This is a genomic window from Lachnoclostridium sp. An131, assembly GCF_002160825.1.
GTDB lineage: Bacteria > Bacillota > Clostridia > Lachnospirales > Lachnospiraceae > Laedolimicola.
The window spans coordinates 41,344-56,078 of the sequence record NZ_NFLI01000002.1 but is presented as its reverse complement, the minus strand read 5'-3'; the positions used below and the strand labels follow the sequence as shown (position 1 = coordinate 56,078).

Below are 14,735 nucleotides of genomic sequence, written 5' to 3'. Positions count from 1 at the left end.
GGCCAGGATCCGGATATCCTGGGGGCGGGAAAGACGAAGGAATAAGGAGGAATTATCGTGCAGTCGGCTACAGACTTAAGAAACAGGCTCCGTGCAATCGATCACCGGGGCTATCCGGCATATAAGGATTTAAGAGGACAATATGATTTTGGAGACTATGTGCTTTCCATCGACCATGTACAGGGCGATCCCTTTGCCGCTCCCTCGCGGCTTTCTGTCCATGTGTCCGGAAGAAGGGCCGGTTTCCCCGCAGAATATTATAATACCTTTGAAAAAAGAATTACCCTGCAGGACCATTTGACGCGCTTGTTTGGCGCCCAGCTTGCCAGAGGCAGCAAGCAGACCGGAGGCTCCGGCAAAAGCGGACTTTTAGCCGCCTCGCGCTGCGGTCAGGAGGTCCTCGAGAGGACTGCCTGCCGCGTCGGCACAGCCGGCGCGGAGAAGGAAACGGGTGCGGCAGGGAAAACCGGCAGCATGGCGGAACAATCCGGCAGCACGGCCGGGAAAGCGGACAGTGCTTCCGCTTCCGGAAAGCCGGGGCCCGCAGCTTTCGCTCCGGGCAGCGTCATCCTGCGCTTTGAGGCTGGCTTTCCGGCGCGCGGCCGGACCATCGACGCCAGAGAGCTGGAAAAAATGCTCTTTGACATTCTGCCAGGCTGCGTGCTGAACAGCCTGTACTACCGGAAAATCAATCAGAATAAGCTGAAGGAAGCCATCGAGCTGTGCGAGGATCAGCAGTATATCCGGAAAATGCTGCCAGAGCTCGGCCTCTGCGCCTTTATCGCCAACGGCTCCGTCCTTCCCCGACAGAGCGGCGTCTCGGACCGCCCCATGGAGAATGCGGTTCCCTTCCGCTCCCCGTCCTCTCTGGAAGTCAGCCTTGAGCTTCCACACCGCGGAAGGATATCCGGCATGGGCATTCCCAAAGGCGTCACCCTCTTTGTAGGCGGCGGCTACCACGGCAAGTCCACAGTTCTGCAGGCCCTGCAGAATGCAGTATACAATCACATCAGCGGAGACGGAAGAGAGCTTGTCATCGCAGACGCAAGCGCCTGGAAGCTCCGCTCGGAGGATGGGCGCAGTATTTCCGGCGTGGATATTTCCCCGTTTATCCGCCAGCTTCCGGGACGGAAGGATACGCGGCATTTCTCCACGGAGGACGCCAGCGGCAGCACCTCCCAGGCCGCAAATCTGATGGAGAGCATCGAGAGCGGAAGCTCTCTGATTCTCATTGACGAGGATACCTCCGCCACCAACTTTATGATCCGCGACAAGCTGATGCAGCAGGTGGTCGCCCCCGAGGAGGAGCCCATCATCCCCTTTATTGAGCGGGTACGGAGCCTCTACGAGGACTTCGGGATCTCATCCATCATCGTGGCAGGAAGCTCCGGCTCCTATTTCCATGTGGCAGATCACATTATCCAGATGAAAGAGTACACGCCCCTGGATATTACAGAAAAGGCCAAAAAAGCCGCTACGGCCTTCCCTGTATTTTCCGCGCCGCAGGGCCGCTTCCCGGAATACTCGAAAAAGCGCTGCCCGCGTCCAAACGCCGCGCTGAAAAAGGATGACCGGCTGAAACTGAAAGCTCTCGGAACCAGCGAGCTTTCTCTGAACCATGACGCCGTAGAGCTCCGTTATCTGGAGCAGCTCCGTGACAGCGAGCAGACCATGGCCCTGGCCTATCTGCTCAAATATCTGGAGCTTTCTGTCATGGACGGAAGACGCAGCATGACAGAGCTCGCAGACCTCGTCGAAAAGCTGCTGGATGAAAAAGGACTGGAGAGCCTGTTCGCTCAGGGAACCGGCTCCGGAAAAACCGATTTCTCCCGGCTGGATGTCCGGGCTTCTCTGGCGCGGCCCAGGCGGCAGGAGATCCTGGCCTGTGTGAACCGCTACCGGAAGCTGATTGTATAAGATCCCAACTGCACAGGCGCATCAATCAGCCAAGCATATTCTTGCGCACCCGCAGGCACAACAAATCCGCAGAAATGGGAACGCATCATTATTCTGCCATTTAGAAAAAAGCGGACGCATCCGCCTTTCCCAAAGTGAGATGCTCCGCTTCTTTTCTTTATTTCCTTTATGCATGTTGATGCAGATACTTTTCCTTAGTCGCCGTTCCTCCCCGGATGTGTCTTTCTGATTTGTTGATATCCAGCACAACCCGGGCCTGCCTGGCAAGGCTGAGATTGATGTGCAGAAGACGCTCGGCTACATCTGCTGGTATCAAGGTAAGAATAAAAAATAGCCTCATATGAAAAATATAATTCTCACTCAGTTGCCCTGCTTACTACAAAGCATTTTTCGCAAATAGAGCAAAAATACTAACTGATATACCAATAAATATTTTATTTAAAGTGGTGTACTATGTTTCTAATTGATTATATGATGAATTCTCCCTAAAACAATGCCATATAATCTGTCCATATGTAGAAATATTAATCAACAGCATTTCCCATTATTCTTGACGCTTGTAATCTCTTTCTGTTTTCCGAAAAGAAATGACATTGCCAATCAAGATAGTCACATAGCCTTTCCCAAGTAACATTGGCTTCCGAAAGCGACGGGGGATACATACAAACTGTCATCTTTCTCGACACAAATTCATCCTGAGATTTTGTAACAAATGAAAATATCGTTTCATGAACAACATCCTCAAATGTTCCATCACTTAAGCCAGCACGTCCAGTCCCTATTACTGGTACAGTAATGGGTTCTGTATGACCTTCTTTTGACAGATACTCCCACAATCCTACCAATGCTTTTGTCATATTCTCCATGGTTACATTTTCAGTTTTACCGGATTTGCTAATGTCCGCAACTGCCAAAAAATAATAATGCTGACCGTGATGAGTAACTTTAGCTACTGTTCCAATCTTATACCTTTTTGTATTTGTCCTTTTTCTGTCGGACAAAACTTCAAAACAATCAGGGAAACATTCATCAAGAGACTGTTTAATCTCAGCATCTAAAGCCGAAAAATCGGTTCCATAAAACTTTTTCTGGAACTTTCCCTGTACACTCTTTTCACTAATGAAACTTCTATCCATTATTGTATCGAATGTAGTATTGGTCGGAATTACAACAGCTGAATCTTTTATATCCAGTATGTCTGCAATCTTTAAAGAAATAATGGTATCTTTTTCGCCTAAGTATTCAAGATGTTCCAATTTCTTTCCCCGCAACAATAGCACCAGAATAATAGCCAATAATGGGACTATTAATTTATGTCCTCTAAACACCTCAAGCAAAACTTGCGTCTTTAACACTGCTAGTTCTATTTCACTTAATGTAAAATAACCTCCAATTAAAGCGAAAACTCCAGAAATATAATCCATCGGTTCTTTGCGGACCGGTAAGATAAATTTGTGATAGATTTTAAATTCCAAGTTCTTTATATACACTTTCATTATAATAATATGCTCCTGTCTTTCCTTCTCTTCGGTAACGTTCATCTGAAGCTGGCCAATGTTCTAAAGCATATTGTAATATTTTTGCATTAAAGCTGATATGCACAGCAAGATTATTCCTCATTAATGCAGGACATAAATCTGCATCTGCACTTCTCTTCCCGTTCAAATTCACGACTATACATGGAAGTTCTCTTTTTATAGCCTGTTCAATTTCCCACCTTACGTACTTATATAAATACTTTGTATGTTCACCTACTAAAAGCACAAATACTTTTGTATTTCTAAATCGTTCCTGAAGCCCAGCTTTGATTGATGCTTCGCTTTTATCGTATATGTTATTGATATCATGGGCATCATAAAAATCAAATGGAGTATAGTCATTTTGTCTCCATGCTCTCATCAAATTATAGTACCTCAAATCATTATCGGCATCCATTGATACATATACTTTGTTCCTATATGCCATCTCAATAAATCTCCCTTCTACCTTTATTTCTTTTCACAAGTGTCATTTATAAATCGTTATATTCATGGATTTTCGGATTACAGGCCTCCAGATATTTCCCTATTAATGGCAATATATATTCTACAGACTCCAGCTGTGCTTTTGCTTCATCCGCGGATGCTATGAAGAAATCATTATAATCGCTTTCTTCTCTTTTCATTTTCAATCTTGCCAGGCGTCTGCCCATTTCTCCCGGAAACTTACCAGTGGCAACAAATTCTTTATTGAAATGTGCCACAACATCCTTATGCCGTTTGAAATCAATACTTTCTAACGCAAGGACAGCACGTACTCCGTAAAACACCGCATAATAAGAACGATTAATACAGTCTCTATAAAATCCATTATCAAAACACATTTTTGCACTTTTGTAAGTTTCTTCCGCAAGAGAAAATCTGTATCTCGATAATTCCATGTCCTTATTTACATCATGCACTGAGCCTTACCCCCTCATCTCTGACATTACGATAATATGGCAGGTTATCTGCCCAATAGTTAAAATGATCGGTATTAGTTATTACCGGAGAAATGTCCACTCCATACTTCATCATGAAATCAAAAGCAAGATCACTAATCTGATCTGAAATCTTCTTTATGTCTTCTTCTCCCAAAGAGACCAGAAGCATTACATCAACGTCCGAAAGTTCGGAATAATCCCCCCTTGCATAGGAACCATACACAATAACACTGTCAAGCGAATTACCCAACATTTTTCTTACATTCTTTGCAAAATCCTGCATTATATCTAATATATGAACTGGCATACAACCTCACCTCTTTCTTCACAATAATTAAAATATCTCTTTCGCTCTATGTCACTTTCATTATATCTTACACCATAAAATTTGTATATCAAATCATAAAATTGAAAATAAGCTATAGGAAATCATATAGTAATATAACATGTCCGGGAGTGTTTTTGTGCATGCCATAATGTCATTATATCGTTTCTTTTTTATTTAATAGTATATCACTATCCAGGCTTAATAACATAATCCAATGGCAATAATTTATTTGTGTTTTTGCATTTGGTACACTACTAATTCTGGAGCAAACGCATCAATCGACCAGAATTTATGTATGATGCGGCAGTCAGGTTATCTCAGATTTCTCACAAAAAAGCAGAAGCAGCTGTACGTTTTCCGTACAGTCTGCTTCCGCTTTACATTTTCCTGTTTTATCCATGCTGATGCAGATATTTTTCCTTAGTCGCCATTCCTCCCCGGATGTGTCTTTCTGATTTGTTGATATCCAGCACAACCCGGGCCTGCCTGGCAAGACTGGGATTGATATGCAGAAGACGCTCGGCCACATCCTTGTGTACTGTACTTTTGCTGATTCCAAATTTTTTCGCAGTCTGGCGCACTGTTGCATTGTTGTCGATTATGTAATTTGCAATGCTGACAGCACGCTCCTCAATATAATCCTTCAAGGTCTTCCCCCATAAGAACTGTTTTTTACATCTTATGCGGAAGACAAAATGCGTATTCTTAAGATCTTTGTCTGACAGCGTCTGCCTTTTCTTTCACCCTTCCATCGTGATCGTCATATTTTTAATATTCTTCTGAGAAATCGCAGGGCTGCCAAACGGGCGCATGGCAAGCGCCATCAGCTTCATGGGATTGTCGTCGGCCGCCGTCCGGTTAGAGCTGATTTTTCCGCAGACGGTACATCTGTGAATCACCGCCCATTCCCCGTTTTTTCTCACCCATACGCCGATAGGCTCCATCCGCCCATGGCAGCCGGATTCCCTGTCACCCGGGCTGTTGTCCAAATGAATGCTGTACAGGCAGTTCGGACAGTGGTTTCTGTGGCTGCTGCCTGCTCCTGTCGAGACTACCGGCCAGCCGCAGACCTTGCAGGTGAAGGCGTCCGTACATGGATGTGTACGGAAATACCTCCTGTCATATTTTCGTTTTTTATTTTCTCTGTTCATAATAATAACCTCCCAAATCGCCGCGTCCGCCCATCATCCTGGTAAGCTCCTCCATCCTTTCTACCGGAAACGGAGGCTCTGACAGGGGCTTTGACGCGATGGATAAAACCTTTACAGGGCTGTCGTCCTCCGACATCGGATCCGATACCATCTCCCCGCACAGGCTGCATCTCTGGATGATTTCCCATTCCCTGTCTGACTTCACCCAGACGCCCACCGGCTCAAGCGTACCGCCGCACTCAAGCCCTTCCCCGTTTTCTTTATGGATTCCTGACAGGCAGTTCGGACAGTGCGTCCATCTCCTGCCTTTCTCTCCTCTCTGAGGCAGCCAGCCGCAAATGGGACATTTGTATGCTTCTTTTTCTTTTTTCATGATATACTCTCTCCTTCTATGAATTTAAACCGTTTCTGTTTTCTATGGAGACAATAAAAAACGGATAACCCATTATTTCGAGTTATCCGCATACCTGTTCTGCTATTTTAGCTCCTCTGCGGCGGTTCTGCCCTCTAAGGTATATACAAGCCTGAACTGCCGGAGAAAAATGGTGAAAAAAGGCAGTCCAAATAGAACTGCCCACACGACAGAGCCAGCCTGATGAAGCTATTCGCAAATAGGTACAACAAAAAACCCATCATAATAGAATAGATGAGAATAAAATCATTTTATTGTCCCGGTTTCAGCGAATAGCGGACATCAAGCCACCTCCCTTTCTTATCTGCTTTTGATATCATAGCACAGAAAGTTTTTCTGTGCAAGATTCTTACAAAAATTTTTCAGTACAGGGTTCTTCTGCTTTTCCTCTTCTGTTTTCCATTCTGACAGCGCCATGCCCGGCTGCTACAGAAGCATTCCCAGCTGATATACCACAAAGGCCGCAATCCACGCAACCACACACTGCATGACTGCCACGCCTGCCGCCCATTTCCCGCCAAGCTCTCTCTTAATCGCCGCGATCGCAGCCACACAGGGCGTATAGAGCAGGCAGAAGGCCAGAAGGCTTGCCGCCGCGGCCGGAGTGATCGCCGCCACCAGAGCCTCCGTGCTGCCAAACAGCACAGAGAGAGTCGCCACGACGCTTTCCTTCGCCATGAAGCCGCTGATCAGAGCCGTAGACACCCTCCAGTCACCAAAGCCCATGGGCGCAAAGATCGGAGCAATCACACCTGCCGCCATGGCCAGAAGGCTGTCCCTGGAATCCGAAACAATGCTCAGATGCAGATCGAAGGTCTGAAGGAACCAGATCACAATCGTCGCCACAAAAATAACCGTGAATGCTCTCTGCAGGAAATCCTTTGCTTTATCCCAGAGCAGATGCCCCACATTTTTCGCCCCGGGCATCCGGTAATTCGGAAGCTCCATGACAAAAGGCACGGCCTCTCCGCTGAACATGGTATGCCGCAGGAGAAAGGCCATCAGAATTCCCATCAGGATTCCTCCAAAATAAAGCAGTATCATAACCAGAGCCGCCTGATTCGGGAAAAATGCCGCTGTAAAAAAGCCGTATATCGGCAGCTTGGCCGAACAGCTCATAAACGGAGTGAGCAGAATCGTCATTTTCCGGTCACGCTCCGAAGGCAGCGTCCGGCTCGCCATGACGCCCGGAACCGTGCAGCCAAAGCCTATCAGCATCGGCACAATGCTCCTGCCGGACAGGCCGATTTTACGCAGCAGCTTGTCCATCACAAACGCCACCCTTGCCATATATCCGCTGTCCTCCAGCAGAGACAGGAAGAAAAACAGCGTCACAATCACCGGCAGGAAGCTTAAGACGCTTCCTACGCCGCCGAAAATGCCATCCATCACAAGAGAACGGATGACACTGCTAGCGTTTCCTGCTGCCAGAAGCTGATCCACAAGATCTGCCAGGGCCGTAATTCCCATATCAAGAATATCCGACAGAAAAGCGCCGATCACGCTGAAGGTCAGGAAAAAGACGAGCGCCATAATCACCACAAAGCAGGGAATCGCCGTGTATTTTCCGGTCAGAATCCGGTCGATCCTCACGCTTCGGATATGCTCTCTGCTCTCTCTTGGCTTCACCACTGTCTCGCTGCAGATCTTCTCAATAAAATCAAAGCGCATATGCGCAATCGCTGCGGCGCGGTCCAGTCCGCGCTCCTTCTCCATCTGCTTTACAATATGCTCCAGCGCATCCTTTTCATTTTCATCCAGATTCAGCAGATCAAGGATCAGTCTGTCGCCCTCCGCCAGCTTGGAGGCCGCGAAGCGCACCGGAATCTCTGCTTTTTCCGCATGATCCTCTATCAGATGCATAATTGCGTGCAGACAGCGGTGTACGGCGCCGCCGTCATCATTTGCGTCGCAGTAATCAATCTCCTGGGGACGCTCCTGATACTTTGCCACATGAAGCGCATGGGAAACCAGCTCGTCAATGCCTTCATTTTTCGCAGCGGAAATCGGCACGACCGGGATTCCCAGCATCTCCTCCATCTGGTTAATGAGAATGGAGCCCCCGTTTTCCCGGACCTCATCCATCATGTTCAGAGCCAGTACCATGGGAATGTTCAGCTCCATCAGCTGCATGGTCAGGTACAGATTCCGCTCGATATTGGTAGCATCCACAATATTGATGATCCCCTTCGGATGCTCGTTGAGCACAAAATTTCTTGTAACAATTTCCTCACTGGAATAGGGCGACATAGAATAGATGCCCGGCAAATCCGTGACCAGGGTATCCTTTTTTCCCCGGATCTGCCCGTCCTTGCGGTCCACAGTCACACCCGGAAAGTTTCCTACATGCTGGCTGGATCCGGTGAGCTGATTGAACAGCGTCGTCTTCCCGCAGTTCTGGTTGCCCGCCAGGGCAAAGGTCAGCACCGTCCCTTCCGGCAGCGGATTTTCCGTCGCCTTCATGTGAAATTTCCCGCCCTCTCCAAGACCCGGATGAGGCACGGACTGCTTCAGCTCCTTCTTCTGCGCCTCCTCCGCGTCCCGTATATTTTCAATCTCTATCTTTTCTGCGTCCGCCAGACGCAGCGTCAGCTCATAGCTGTGAATGCGAAGCTCTACCGGATCGCCCATCGGAGCGTATTTCACCATGGTCACATCTCCTGTGGGAATCAGCCCCATATCCAGAAAATGCTGCCGCAGCGCCCCCTCTCCGCCGACTGATACGATAGTCGCCGTCTTTCCGATTGGTAATTCCTTTAACGTCATACGTATGCCCCTCTTCTGTGTCTTTTTCCCGCAAGAGCCCTACAGCTTCTCCCAGGATACCATTTCCTCCACCGGCACGCGGAGCTTCCCGTGCCGCTCCGGATCCGCAGGCTCACAGGCAGCATAGCCCAGCGCAAGAATATTGATGACCTCCAGGTTATCCGGCAGGGAAAATTCCTGACGGAGCACATCCGGCTTGAAGCTGCAGATCCACAGGGAACCCAGGCCCAGATCCGTCGCCTCCAGCATCATATGATCCGTCACGATCGAGGCGTCAATATCCGTGGTCTGCTTTCCGTCATAGGGCCGTGTCCAGGCCTTCTCCCTGTCTGCGCACACGAGAATCGCTGTGGGCGCTCCATGAAGATTGGACGCCTTTCCGATCTTCTCCAGCCCTTCCCTGCTCTGCACTGCCAGCAGATGAACCGGCTGCCTGTTGCAGGCCGTAGGCGCCGCCTGCGCGGCTTTCAGAATCCGATCCAGCTTTTCCTGTTCCACCTGTCTGTCCGTGTACTCACGCACAGAATAACGCTTCTTTGCAAGCTCCAGAAAATCCATGACAATCTCCTTCCTTTTCATCCTGTTATCCTTTTTCAGGTCTCCGGGCCGCGGCTGCCCGCCGCGGCCCGGTTCTGCCTCCTTCTTCTCTGCCGCGCGTCTTTTTATGCTTCACATCTCCACGAGAAGCTGCGGCAGCTCTGAGAGCCTTCGAATCTCCCTGTCCGGCATGATGTTCTCCCCGCCGGACGCCTCGCTTAAGGGTACGCCCGCCGGATTAAACCATATCGTCCGAAGGCCGGCGCCGGCGCCGCCCTGAATATCCGAGCTCAGGCTGTCGCCCACAATCACTGAGCTCTCCCGGGAGAACCCGGGAATCCGGGCAAAGCAGCTTTCAAAATACCGGACGTCCGGCTTATTGAAGCCAATCTCCTCCGAGATAAAGATCCCGTCGAAATACCTTTCCAGATCTGCGCTTGAGAGCCGGCTCTTCTGAACCGCCGCCGTTCCGTTTGTGGCCAGATACAGGCGGTAATGTCCGTAAAGCGACTGAAGCAGCTCTTCGGCTCCCTCCATAAAATAATGGCCGATTCCCAGATATGATTCATATGTAGCTGCCGCCTGCTCCGGAGAAGCGTCTGACCCCAGCTCCTCAAACAGCAGGCGGAACCGGCGCAGCTTTACCTCCCGGCGGGTAATCACGCCCTTTTCCAGCAGCTTCCACTGAGCCAGATTGATCACGCTGTACCGGGCGCAGGTCTCTTCCGACGGAGGAATTCCCAGCTCCTCCAGCGTCTTTGCCAGAGCAATATGCTCTGCCTTGTTGAAATCAAAAATGGTATTGTCCAGATCAAAAAATACAGTATCGATCATAGCTGTCCTTCGTCTCTTACACGTCTGTCTTCACGAGTTCCATCTCTGCCAGACGCCATTCTTCTCCCATGCAGGGGAATTTTTCAGGCGATCTGCCGGCAGTCATACGGAAGCCGCAGGCCTCGTAGCAGCGGATGGCTGCCGGATTTTCCAGGAAAACCAGGATCGTAACGCGTTTCGCCCCGGCATAATCAAAGGCATAACGGGCCGCCATAGATACCATTTCCCGTCCATAGCCCCGCCCCCGGCGGCTGCCGTCCACAACGATCAGCCCCAGCCGGAGCTCTGTCCGCTTTTCATCCAGGAACCGCATCATTACATGGCCCGCGATCCCTTCCTCATCAAAGGCTGTCATGGCCCACAGGCTGCTGCCTTCGTTTTCGTCGTAATATCTGTTCAGGTCTTCCGGACGCATCGGAAACCGCTCCAGCTTCCCGGCGCTCCAGAGGTGAAAGGCCCTTTCATCCGTAAACCAGCTGCAGACTGCCTGCGCATCCTGCCTGGCATAGGGCTTAAGTCTCAGCATATCTTTAAATCTCCACTGCCTGCTCCGTCACAAAATCAACGACCTTGTCGTAAATCAGGCTGTTCTCCACTGTGCTGCGCCCATACTGCTCCTCAAAGGCTTCCGCAGACTCCGCGCCGTACTCGTCAGCCAGCGTCTGAAGGCCTGTCTGGTATTCGTCCTCGGACACGGTAATATTCTCTGCCTTCGCAATTGCGTCTACAGCAAGCGTACATTTCAGCTGGAAGTCTGCCCACTGTTCTACCTCGCTGTCAAAATCCTCCCGCGTCATCTGCATGGCCTGAACCAGAAAATCATCCAGGCCAAGGCCATAGTAGGAGGCGTAGGTCTCATACTCCTGGGTACGGCTGTCGCGCAGGCTCTGCAGCTCTTCCTCAGAGCACTCAAACTCAGAATCCGCAATCACTGCCTGCATGGCCTCATACTCCCTCTGGGCGGCAGCATCCGTCTCCTTCTGCTGCTGCAGAGAGCTCCTCAGGTCCTCCTCATAGGCCGCCGCTGTGTCGAAGCCGGTATACTCCTTCGCGAACTCATCATTCCATTCCGGCGTTACATGCTCAACAATGGCATTTACCGTCACCTCAAAAACCACGTCCCGGCCTGCCAGATCCGGATTCGGCGTATAGGGATCCGGGAAGGTCAGAGGCAGCTCAAAGCTCGTGCCTACTTCCTTTCCAATCAGCCCTTCCTCAAAGCCGTCGATAAAGGAGCCGGAGCCAATCTCCAGGTCAAAGCCCTCGCCGTTGGAGCTCCCTCCTTCAAAGGCCTCGCCGTCCAGCTTTCCTGTGAAATCAATGTTTACGATATCGCCGTCCTCTACCACCGTCTTGTCCTCGATCGGCACAGACTCCGGATAAGACGCCAGCAGATTGTCAATCTGAGCCTGAATCTCCTCGTCCGTCACCTCCGTACTGATCGAAGGAACCTCTACGCCGTCGTACTTTCCAAGCCGTACCAGCCTGCTGTCCGGATACTCGGCCGCAATCCCCTCTCCGGCGCTTTCCTGAGCTGTATTGTCCTGCTCCGCAGCGTCCTCACTGTTTCCGCAGGCCGCCAGAGCCAGCATGCCGCTTAAAGCCAGCACTGCAATCCTTCTTTTTTTCATAATCCAATTCTCCTCTTAAAAAGCTTTCTCACACCTCCGCCCGGGGAAGCTGCTCCCCTGCTCCGGCGCTTTTTCTTTTTGACTGTCAAAGACACCATACCACATTTCCCGCTCCAGGGCAAGCCATACGGCACAGGCCCGCTGCCATGCCTACAGCAGCGGCGACAGCAGCCGTGAAAACTGCTCCTTGATGCGTATCAAAAAGGATCTCCGCCCATAGAGATAGCGCGTCACCCTGGTACAATGCTTCAAATCCTCCATAAAGATACTTTCCAAGCGCTTTGCCACACGCGAGCTGTAAATGACCGCGTTGACCTCAAAATTCAGCTTAAAGCTCCGGATATCCATGTTCGCAGTCCCATAGCAGCTCACCAGCCCGTCCACCACCATGCCCTTCGCGTGCAGAAACCCATTGTCGTAGGTATAGCATTTGGCGCCTGCTTCCAGTAGATCCCCGATGTAGGAATAGGTCGCCCAGTAGACAAAGGGGTGATCCGGCTTGCAGGGAATCATGACACGCACATCCACGCCTGACATCGCCGCGATGCTGATGGCGTCCAGCACCGATTCGTCCGGAATAAAATACGGAGTCTGAATATAGATGCTTTTTCTCGCCTTGCTGATCATCTTCAGATAGACATTCCGGATATTCTGCCATTTGGAATCAGGCCCGCTGGAGATAATCTGTACGGCCTCATCCCCGGCTCTCCTTTCGCCAGACTGCGGAAAATACCTGTCCGACATGAAAAGGTTCTGCTTTGTGGCATAATTCCAGTCCAGAATAAACCGGATATTCAGCGAGAGCACCGCCGATCCGCGGAGACGCAGGTGCGTATCCCTCCAGTATCCAAACTTCGGATCAAGTCCAAGATATTCCCTGCCGATATTAAAGCCTCCCACGAAGGCAGTCTCTCCGTCTATCACCGCAATCTTTCTGTGGTTCCGGTAGTTCATGCGCAGCTGCAGCCGCCCCAGAAGTGCCGGAAAGAATTCCCCTACCTGGATCCCTTCCCCGCGGATTCGCTGCCAGTCCTTTCTTTTCATCTTGCGGCAGCCCATGCTGTCGTAAAGCAGGCGCACCTCCACGCCTTCCTTTACCTTTTCCACCAGCAGCCTCTCTATAGGCTGCCAGAGCTCGTCATTGCGGATGATATAATATTGAATATGGATAAATTTCTTTGCTTTCCTGATCTCCTCATACAGGGCCTCAAATTTCTTTTTGCCGTCCGTGTAAATCTCTACCTCATTGTCGGCCGTATACACGGCGTCGGCGGCCTCAAGATTCAGCAGCACCAGATCGGCAAACTTCCGGAGCCTCGGATCCGAAGGCGCAAATTCATCCCGGATGATCGTCTCCGCCTGGCGGCTGACCGCAGAATACATGGCGTCCTCGATCTCCTTCGTCCGGAACATATGCTGCTTGTGGAAATCATGCCCGATCATGAAATACAGAAAGATTCCGAGAATCGGAATAAAATACAGCACCAGCAGCCAGGTCCAGACTGTCTTCGGATCCCGGCGCTCGAAAAAGACTATCACAACAGACAGAAGAATATTAATGAAAATCAGATGATCCATCCAGAAGCCTGCCGCTTCCGCTATCACGTTCCATACGGCTGTCAGTATCTCCATCACCTGCTCCTCCTTACCTGAAGTATACCATTTTCCCTTGCGCTTTACCATAAAAACTGCTATAATGTGACTTACGTGAAATACCGAGGAGGAATCATAATAGTATGTCTACATCAACTATTGTATTTATTGTTATTATTGTCATATTGATCGCGGCACTGGTCGCCCTTTATTTCTTCGGGAAGAAGGCTCAGCGGCGCCAGGTCGCACAGCAGGAACAGATGGCAGCCATCGCTCAGACAGTCAGCATGCTGGTCATCGATAAAAAGAAGCTGAAGATTTCCCAGTCGGGCCTGCCCGCTCAGGTCATCGCCCAAACTCCGAAGTGGCTCCGCTGGAATAAGCTTCCCATCGTCAAGGCCAAGATCGGACCGAAGATCATGACCCTTGCCTGCGACGCAAATGTATTTGAGGTTCTGCCTGTAAAGAAGGAGGTCAAGGTCGTAGTCAGCGGACTTTATATCACAGAGATCAAGAGCGCGAGAGGCGGACTTGAGGTCCCGGTGAAAAAGAAGGGCTTCTTCAAAAGGATTTTCGGAAAGAAGGATAAATAAGCTATTTTTAAAAGGAGAACAGCTGTCCGGCTGTTCTCCTTTTTGATCCCCACTGCTGCGCTATCCCTGCAGATTCAGGTTTCCGGCCTCCCGGGGCCTGATATTCATCTCAATTGTACATTCCGACAGATTCTCTTCATTGACCGCCAGAACATATTCTGCACGGATGTCAATCCTTTCCTCTGTCTCGGTGACCGTCAGCTCCTGCCCGGTCAGGCTGAGCTCGATATCTCCAAAGGGCGTCTGGTACACCGTCCGGTGGCTTTTTCCCTTCTCCACCACCAGGCGGGTGTTCATCAGTCCCTTTTTGGTGATTTCCAGGGAATTTTCACCGATCTTTATGACATTGCTGGTATGCCCGTCCATACCCTCCGTCACCTCGTCGTACAGAATATAATGCTTCCCGCCACGGTTGTAATAATCGCCCGCAGTCACTACCTCGATATTTCCATCCTCTCCATCCGCCAGGTGAAGGCCCGCGATGCTGAGCAGAATTTCTTTTGTCATGCGTA

General features: G+C 50.1%; 16 protein-coding genes and 1 pseudogene. 2 read left to right on the top strand and 15 right to left on the bottom strand.

Annotated features, from left to right (window positions below; genetic code table 11):
* The first annotated feature begins 57 nt into the window (after positions 1-57).
* Complete coding sequence (locus tag B5E77_RS01870; protein ID WP_087163698.1) at positions 58-1,917, top strand: ABC-ATPase domain-containing protein; 1,860 nt, start codon at positions 58-60, stop codon at positions 1,915-1,917.
* 166 nt (positions 1,918-2,083) lie between these two features.
* Here the strand turns inward: B5E77_RS01870 and B5E77_RS01865 are convergent.
* From B5E77_RS01865 to cls, 14 genes and pseudogenes are all read right to left on the bottom strand, one after another.
* Positions 2,084-2,221, bottom strand: a pseudogene (locus B5E77_RS01865) (sporulation transcriptional regulator SpoIIID); the annotation flags it as partial.
* A gap of 220 nt (positions 2,222-2,441) precedes the next feature.
* Entirely contained in the window at positions 2,442-3,413 is a 972-nt protein-coding gene (locus B5E77_RS01860; RefSeq protein ID WP_087163696.1) for a macro domain-containing protein, read from the bottom strand.
* Positions 3,382-3,882, bottom strand: a complete 501-nt coding sequence (locus tag B5E77_RS01855; RefSeq protein WP_087163695.1) for a TIR domain-containing protein — start codon at positions 3,880-3,882, stop codon at positions 3,382-3,384. The genes B5E77_RS01860 and B5E77_RS01855 overlap by 32 nt, the downstream gene beginning before the upstream one ends.
* 46 nt (positions 3,883-3,928) lie before the next feature.
* Positions 3,929-4,357, bottom strand: coding sequence for a HEPN domain-containing protein (locus B5E77_RS01850; protein WP_242963545.1), 429 nt, complete (start codon positions 4,355-4,357; stop codon positions 3,929-3,931).
* A complete protein-coding gene (locus B5E77_RS01845) occupies positions 4,350-4,685 on the bottom strand; it encodes a nucleotidyltransferase domain-containing protein (RefSeq protein WP_087163694.1) in 336 nt (111 codons plus the stop codon). The genes B5E77_RS01850 and B5E77_RS01845 overlap by 8 nt, the downstream gene beginning before the upstream one ends.
* 413 nt (positions 4,686-5,098) lie before the next feature.
* Positions 5,099-5,353, bottom strand: a complete 255-nt coding sequence (gene spoIIID / locus B5E77_RS01840; protein WP_087163693.1) for a sporulation transcriptional regulator SpoIIID — start codon at positions 5,351-5,353, stop codon at positions 5,099-5,101.
* A 93-nt stretch (positions 5,354-5,446) separates the two neighbouring features.
* Positions 5,447-5,857, bottom strand: a complete 411-nt coding sequence (locus B5E77_RS01835) for an RNHCP domain-containing protein (RefSeq protein WP_087163692.1) — start codon at positions 5,855-5,857, stop codon at positions 5,447-5,449.
* Entirely contained in the window at positions 5,841-6,230 is a 390-nt protein-coding gene (locus B5E77_RS01830; protein ID WP_087163691.1) for an RNHCP domain-containing protein, read from the bottom strand. Before B5E77_RS01830 ends, B5E77_RS01835 begins: the two co-directional genes overlap by 17 nt.
* Before the next feature lie 465 nt (positions 6,231-6,695).
* Positions 6,696-9,035 (bottom strand): ferrous iron transport protein B, encoded by a 2,340-nt coding sequence (gene feoB, locus B5E77_RS01825; RefSeq protein ID WP_087163690.1) that lies wholly within the window; start codon positions 9,033-9,035, stop codon positions 6,696-6,698.
* Positions 9,036-9,074: 39 nt separating this feature from the next.
* Positions 9,075-9,593: a nitroreductase family protein gene (locus B5E77_RS01820; protein WP_087163871.1), complete on the bottom strand. Its 519-nt coding sequence runs from the start codon at positions 9,591-9,593 to the stop codon at positions 9,075-9,077.
* A 111-nt stretch (positions 9,594-9,704) separates the two neighbouring features.
* Positions 9,705-10,406: a YjjG family noncanonical pyrimidine nucleotidase gene (locus tag B5E77_RS01815; protein WP_087163689.1), complete on the bottom strand. Its 702-nt coding sequence runs from the start codon at positions 10,404-10,406 to the stop codon at positions 9,705-9,707.
* A 16-nt stretch (positions 10,407-10,422) separates the two neighbouring features.
* On the bottom strand, positions 10,423-10,932 hold the full coding sequence (locus B5E77_RS01810; protein WP_087163688.1) for a GNAT family N-acetyltransferase: 510 nt from the start codon (positions 10,930-10,932) through the stop codon (positions 10,423-10,425).
* A 4-nt stretch (positions 10,933-10,936) separates the two neighbouring features.
* A complete protein-coding gene (gene tig, locus B5E77_RS01805) occupies positions 10,937-12,037 on the bottom strand; it encodes a trigger factor (RefSeq protein ID WP_087163687.1) in 1,101 nt (366 codons plus the stop codon).
* A 150-nt stretch (positions 12,038-12,187) separates the two neighbouring features.
* Positions 12,188-13,663, bottom strand: coding sequence for a cardiolipin synthase (gene cls / locus B5E77_RS01800; protein ID WP_442911322.1), 1,476 nt, complete (start codon positions 13,661-13,663; stop codon positions 12,188-12,190).
* Between the two features lie 110 nt (positions 13,664-13,773).
* Between cls and B5E77_RS01795 the strand changes: the two genes are divergently transcribed.
* On the top strand, positions 13,774-14,223 hold the full coding sequence (locus tag B5E77_RS01795) for a hypothetical protein (RefSeq protein WP_087163685.1): 450 nt from the start codon (positions 13,774-13,776) through the stop codon (positions 14,221-14,223).
* A gap of 60 nt (positions 14,224-14,283) precedes the next feature.
* Here B5E77_RS01795 and B5E77_RS01790 read toward each other — a convergent pair whose 3' ends face one another.
* On the bottom strand, positions 14,284-14,730 hold the full coding sequence (locus B5E77_RS01790) for a DUF1934 domain-containing protein (RefSeq protein ID WP_087163684.1): 447 nt from the start codon (positions 14,728-14,730) through the stop codon (positions 14,284-14,286).
* Between the last annotated feature and the right edge of the window lie 5 nt (positions 14,731-14,735).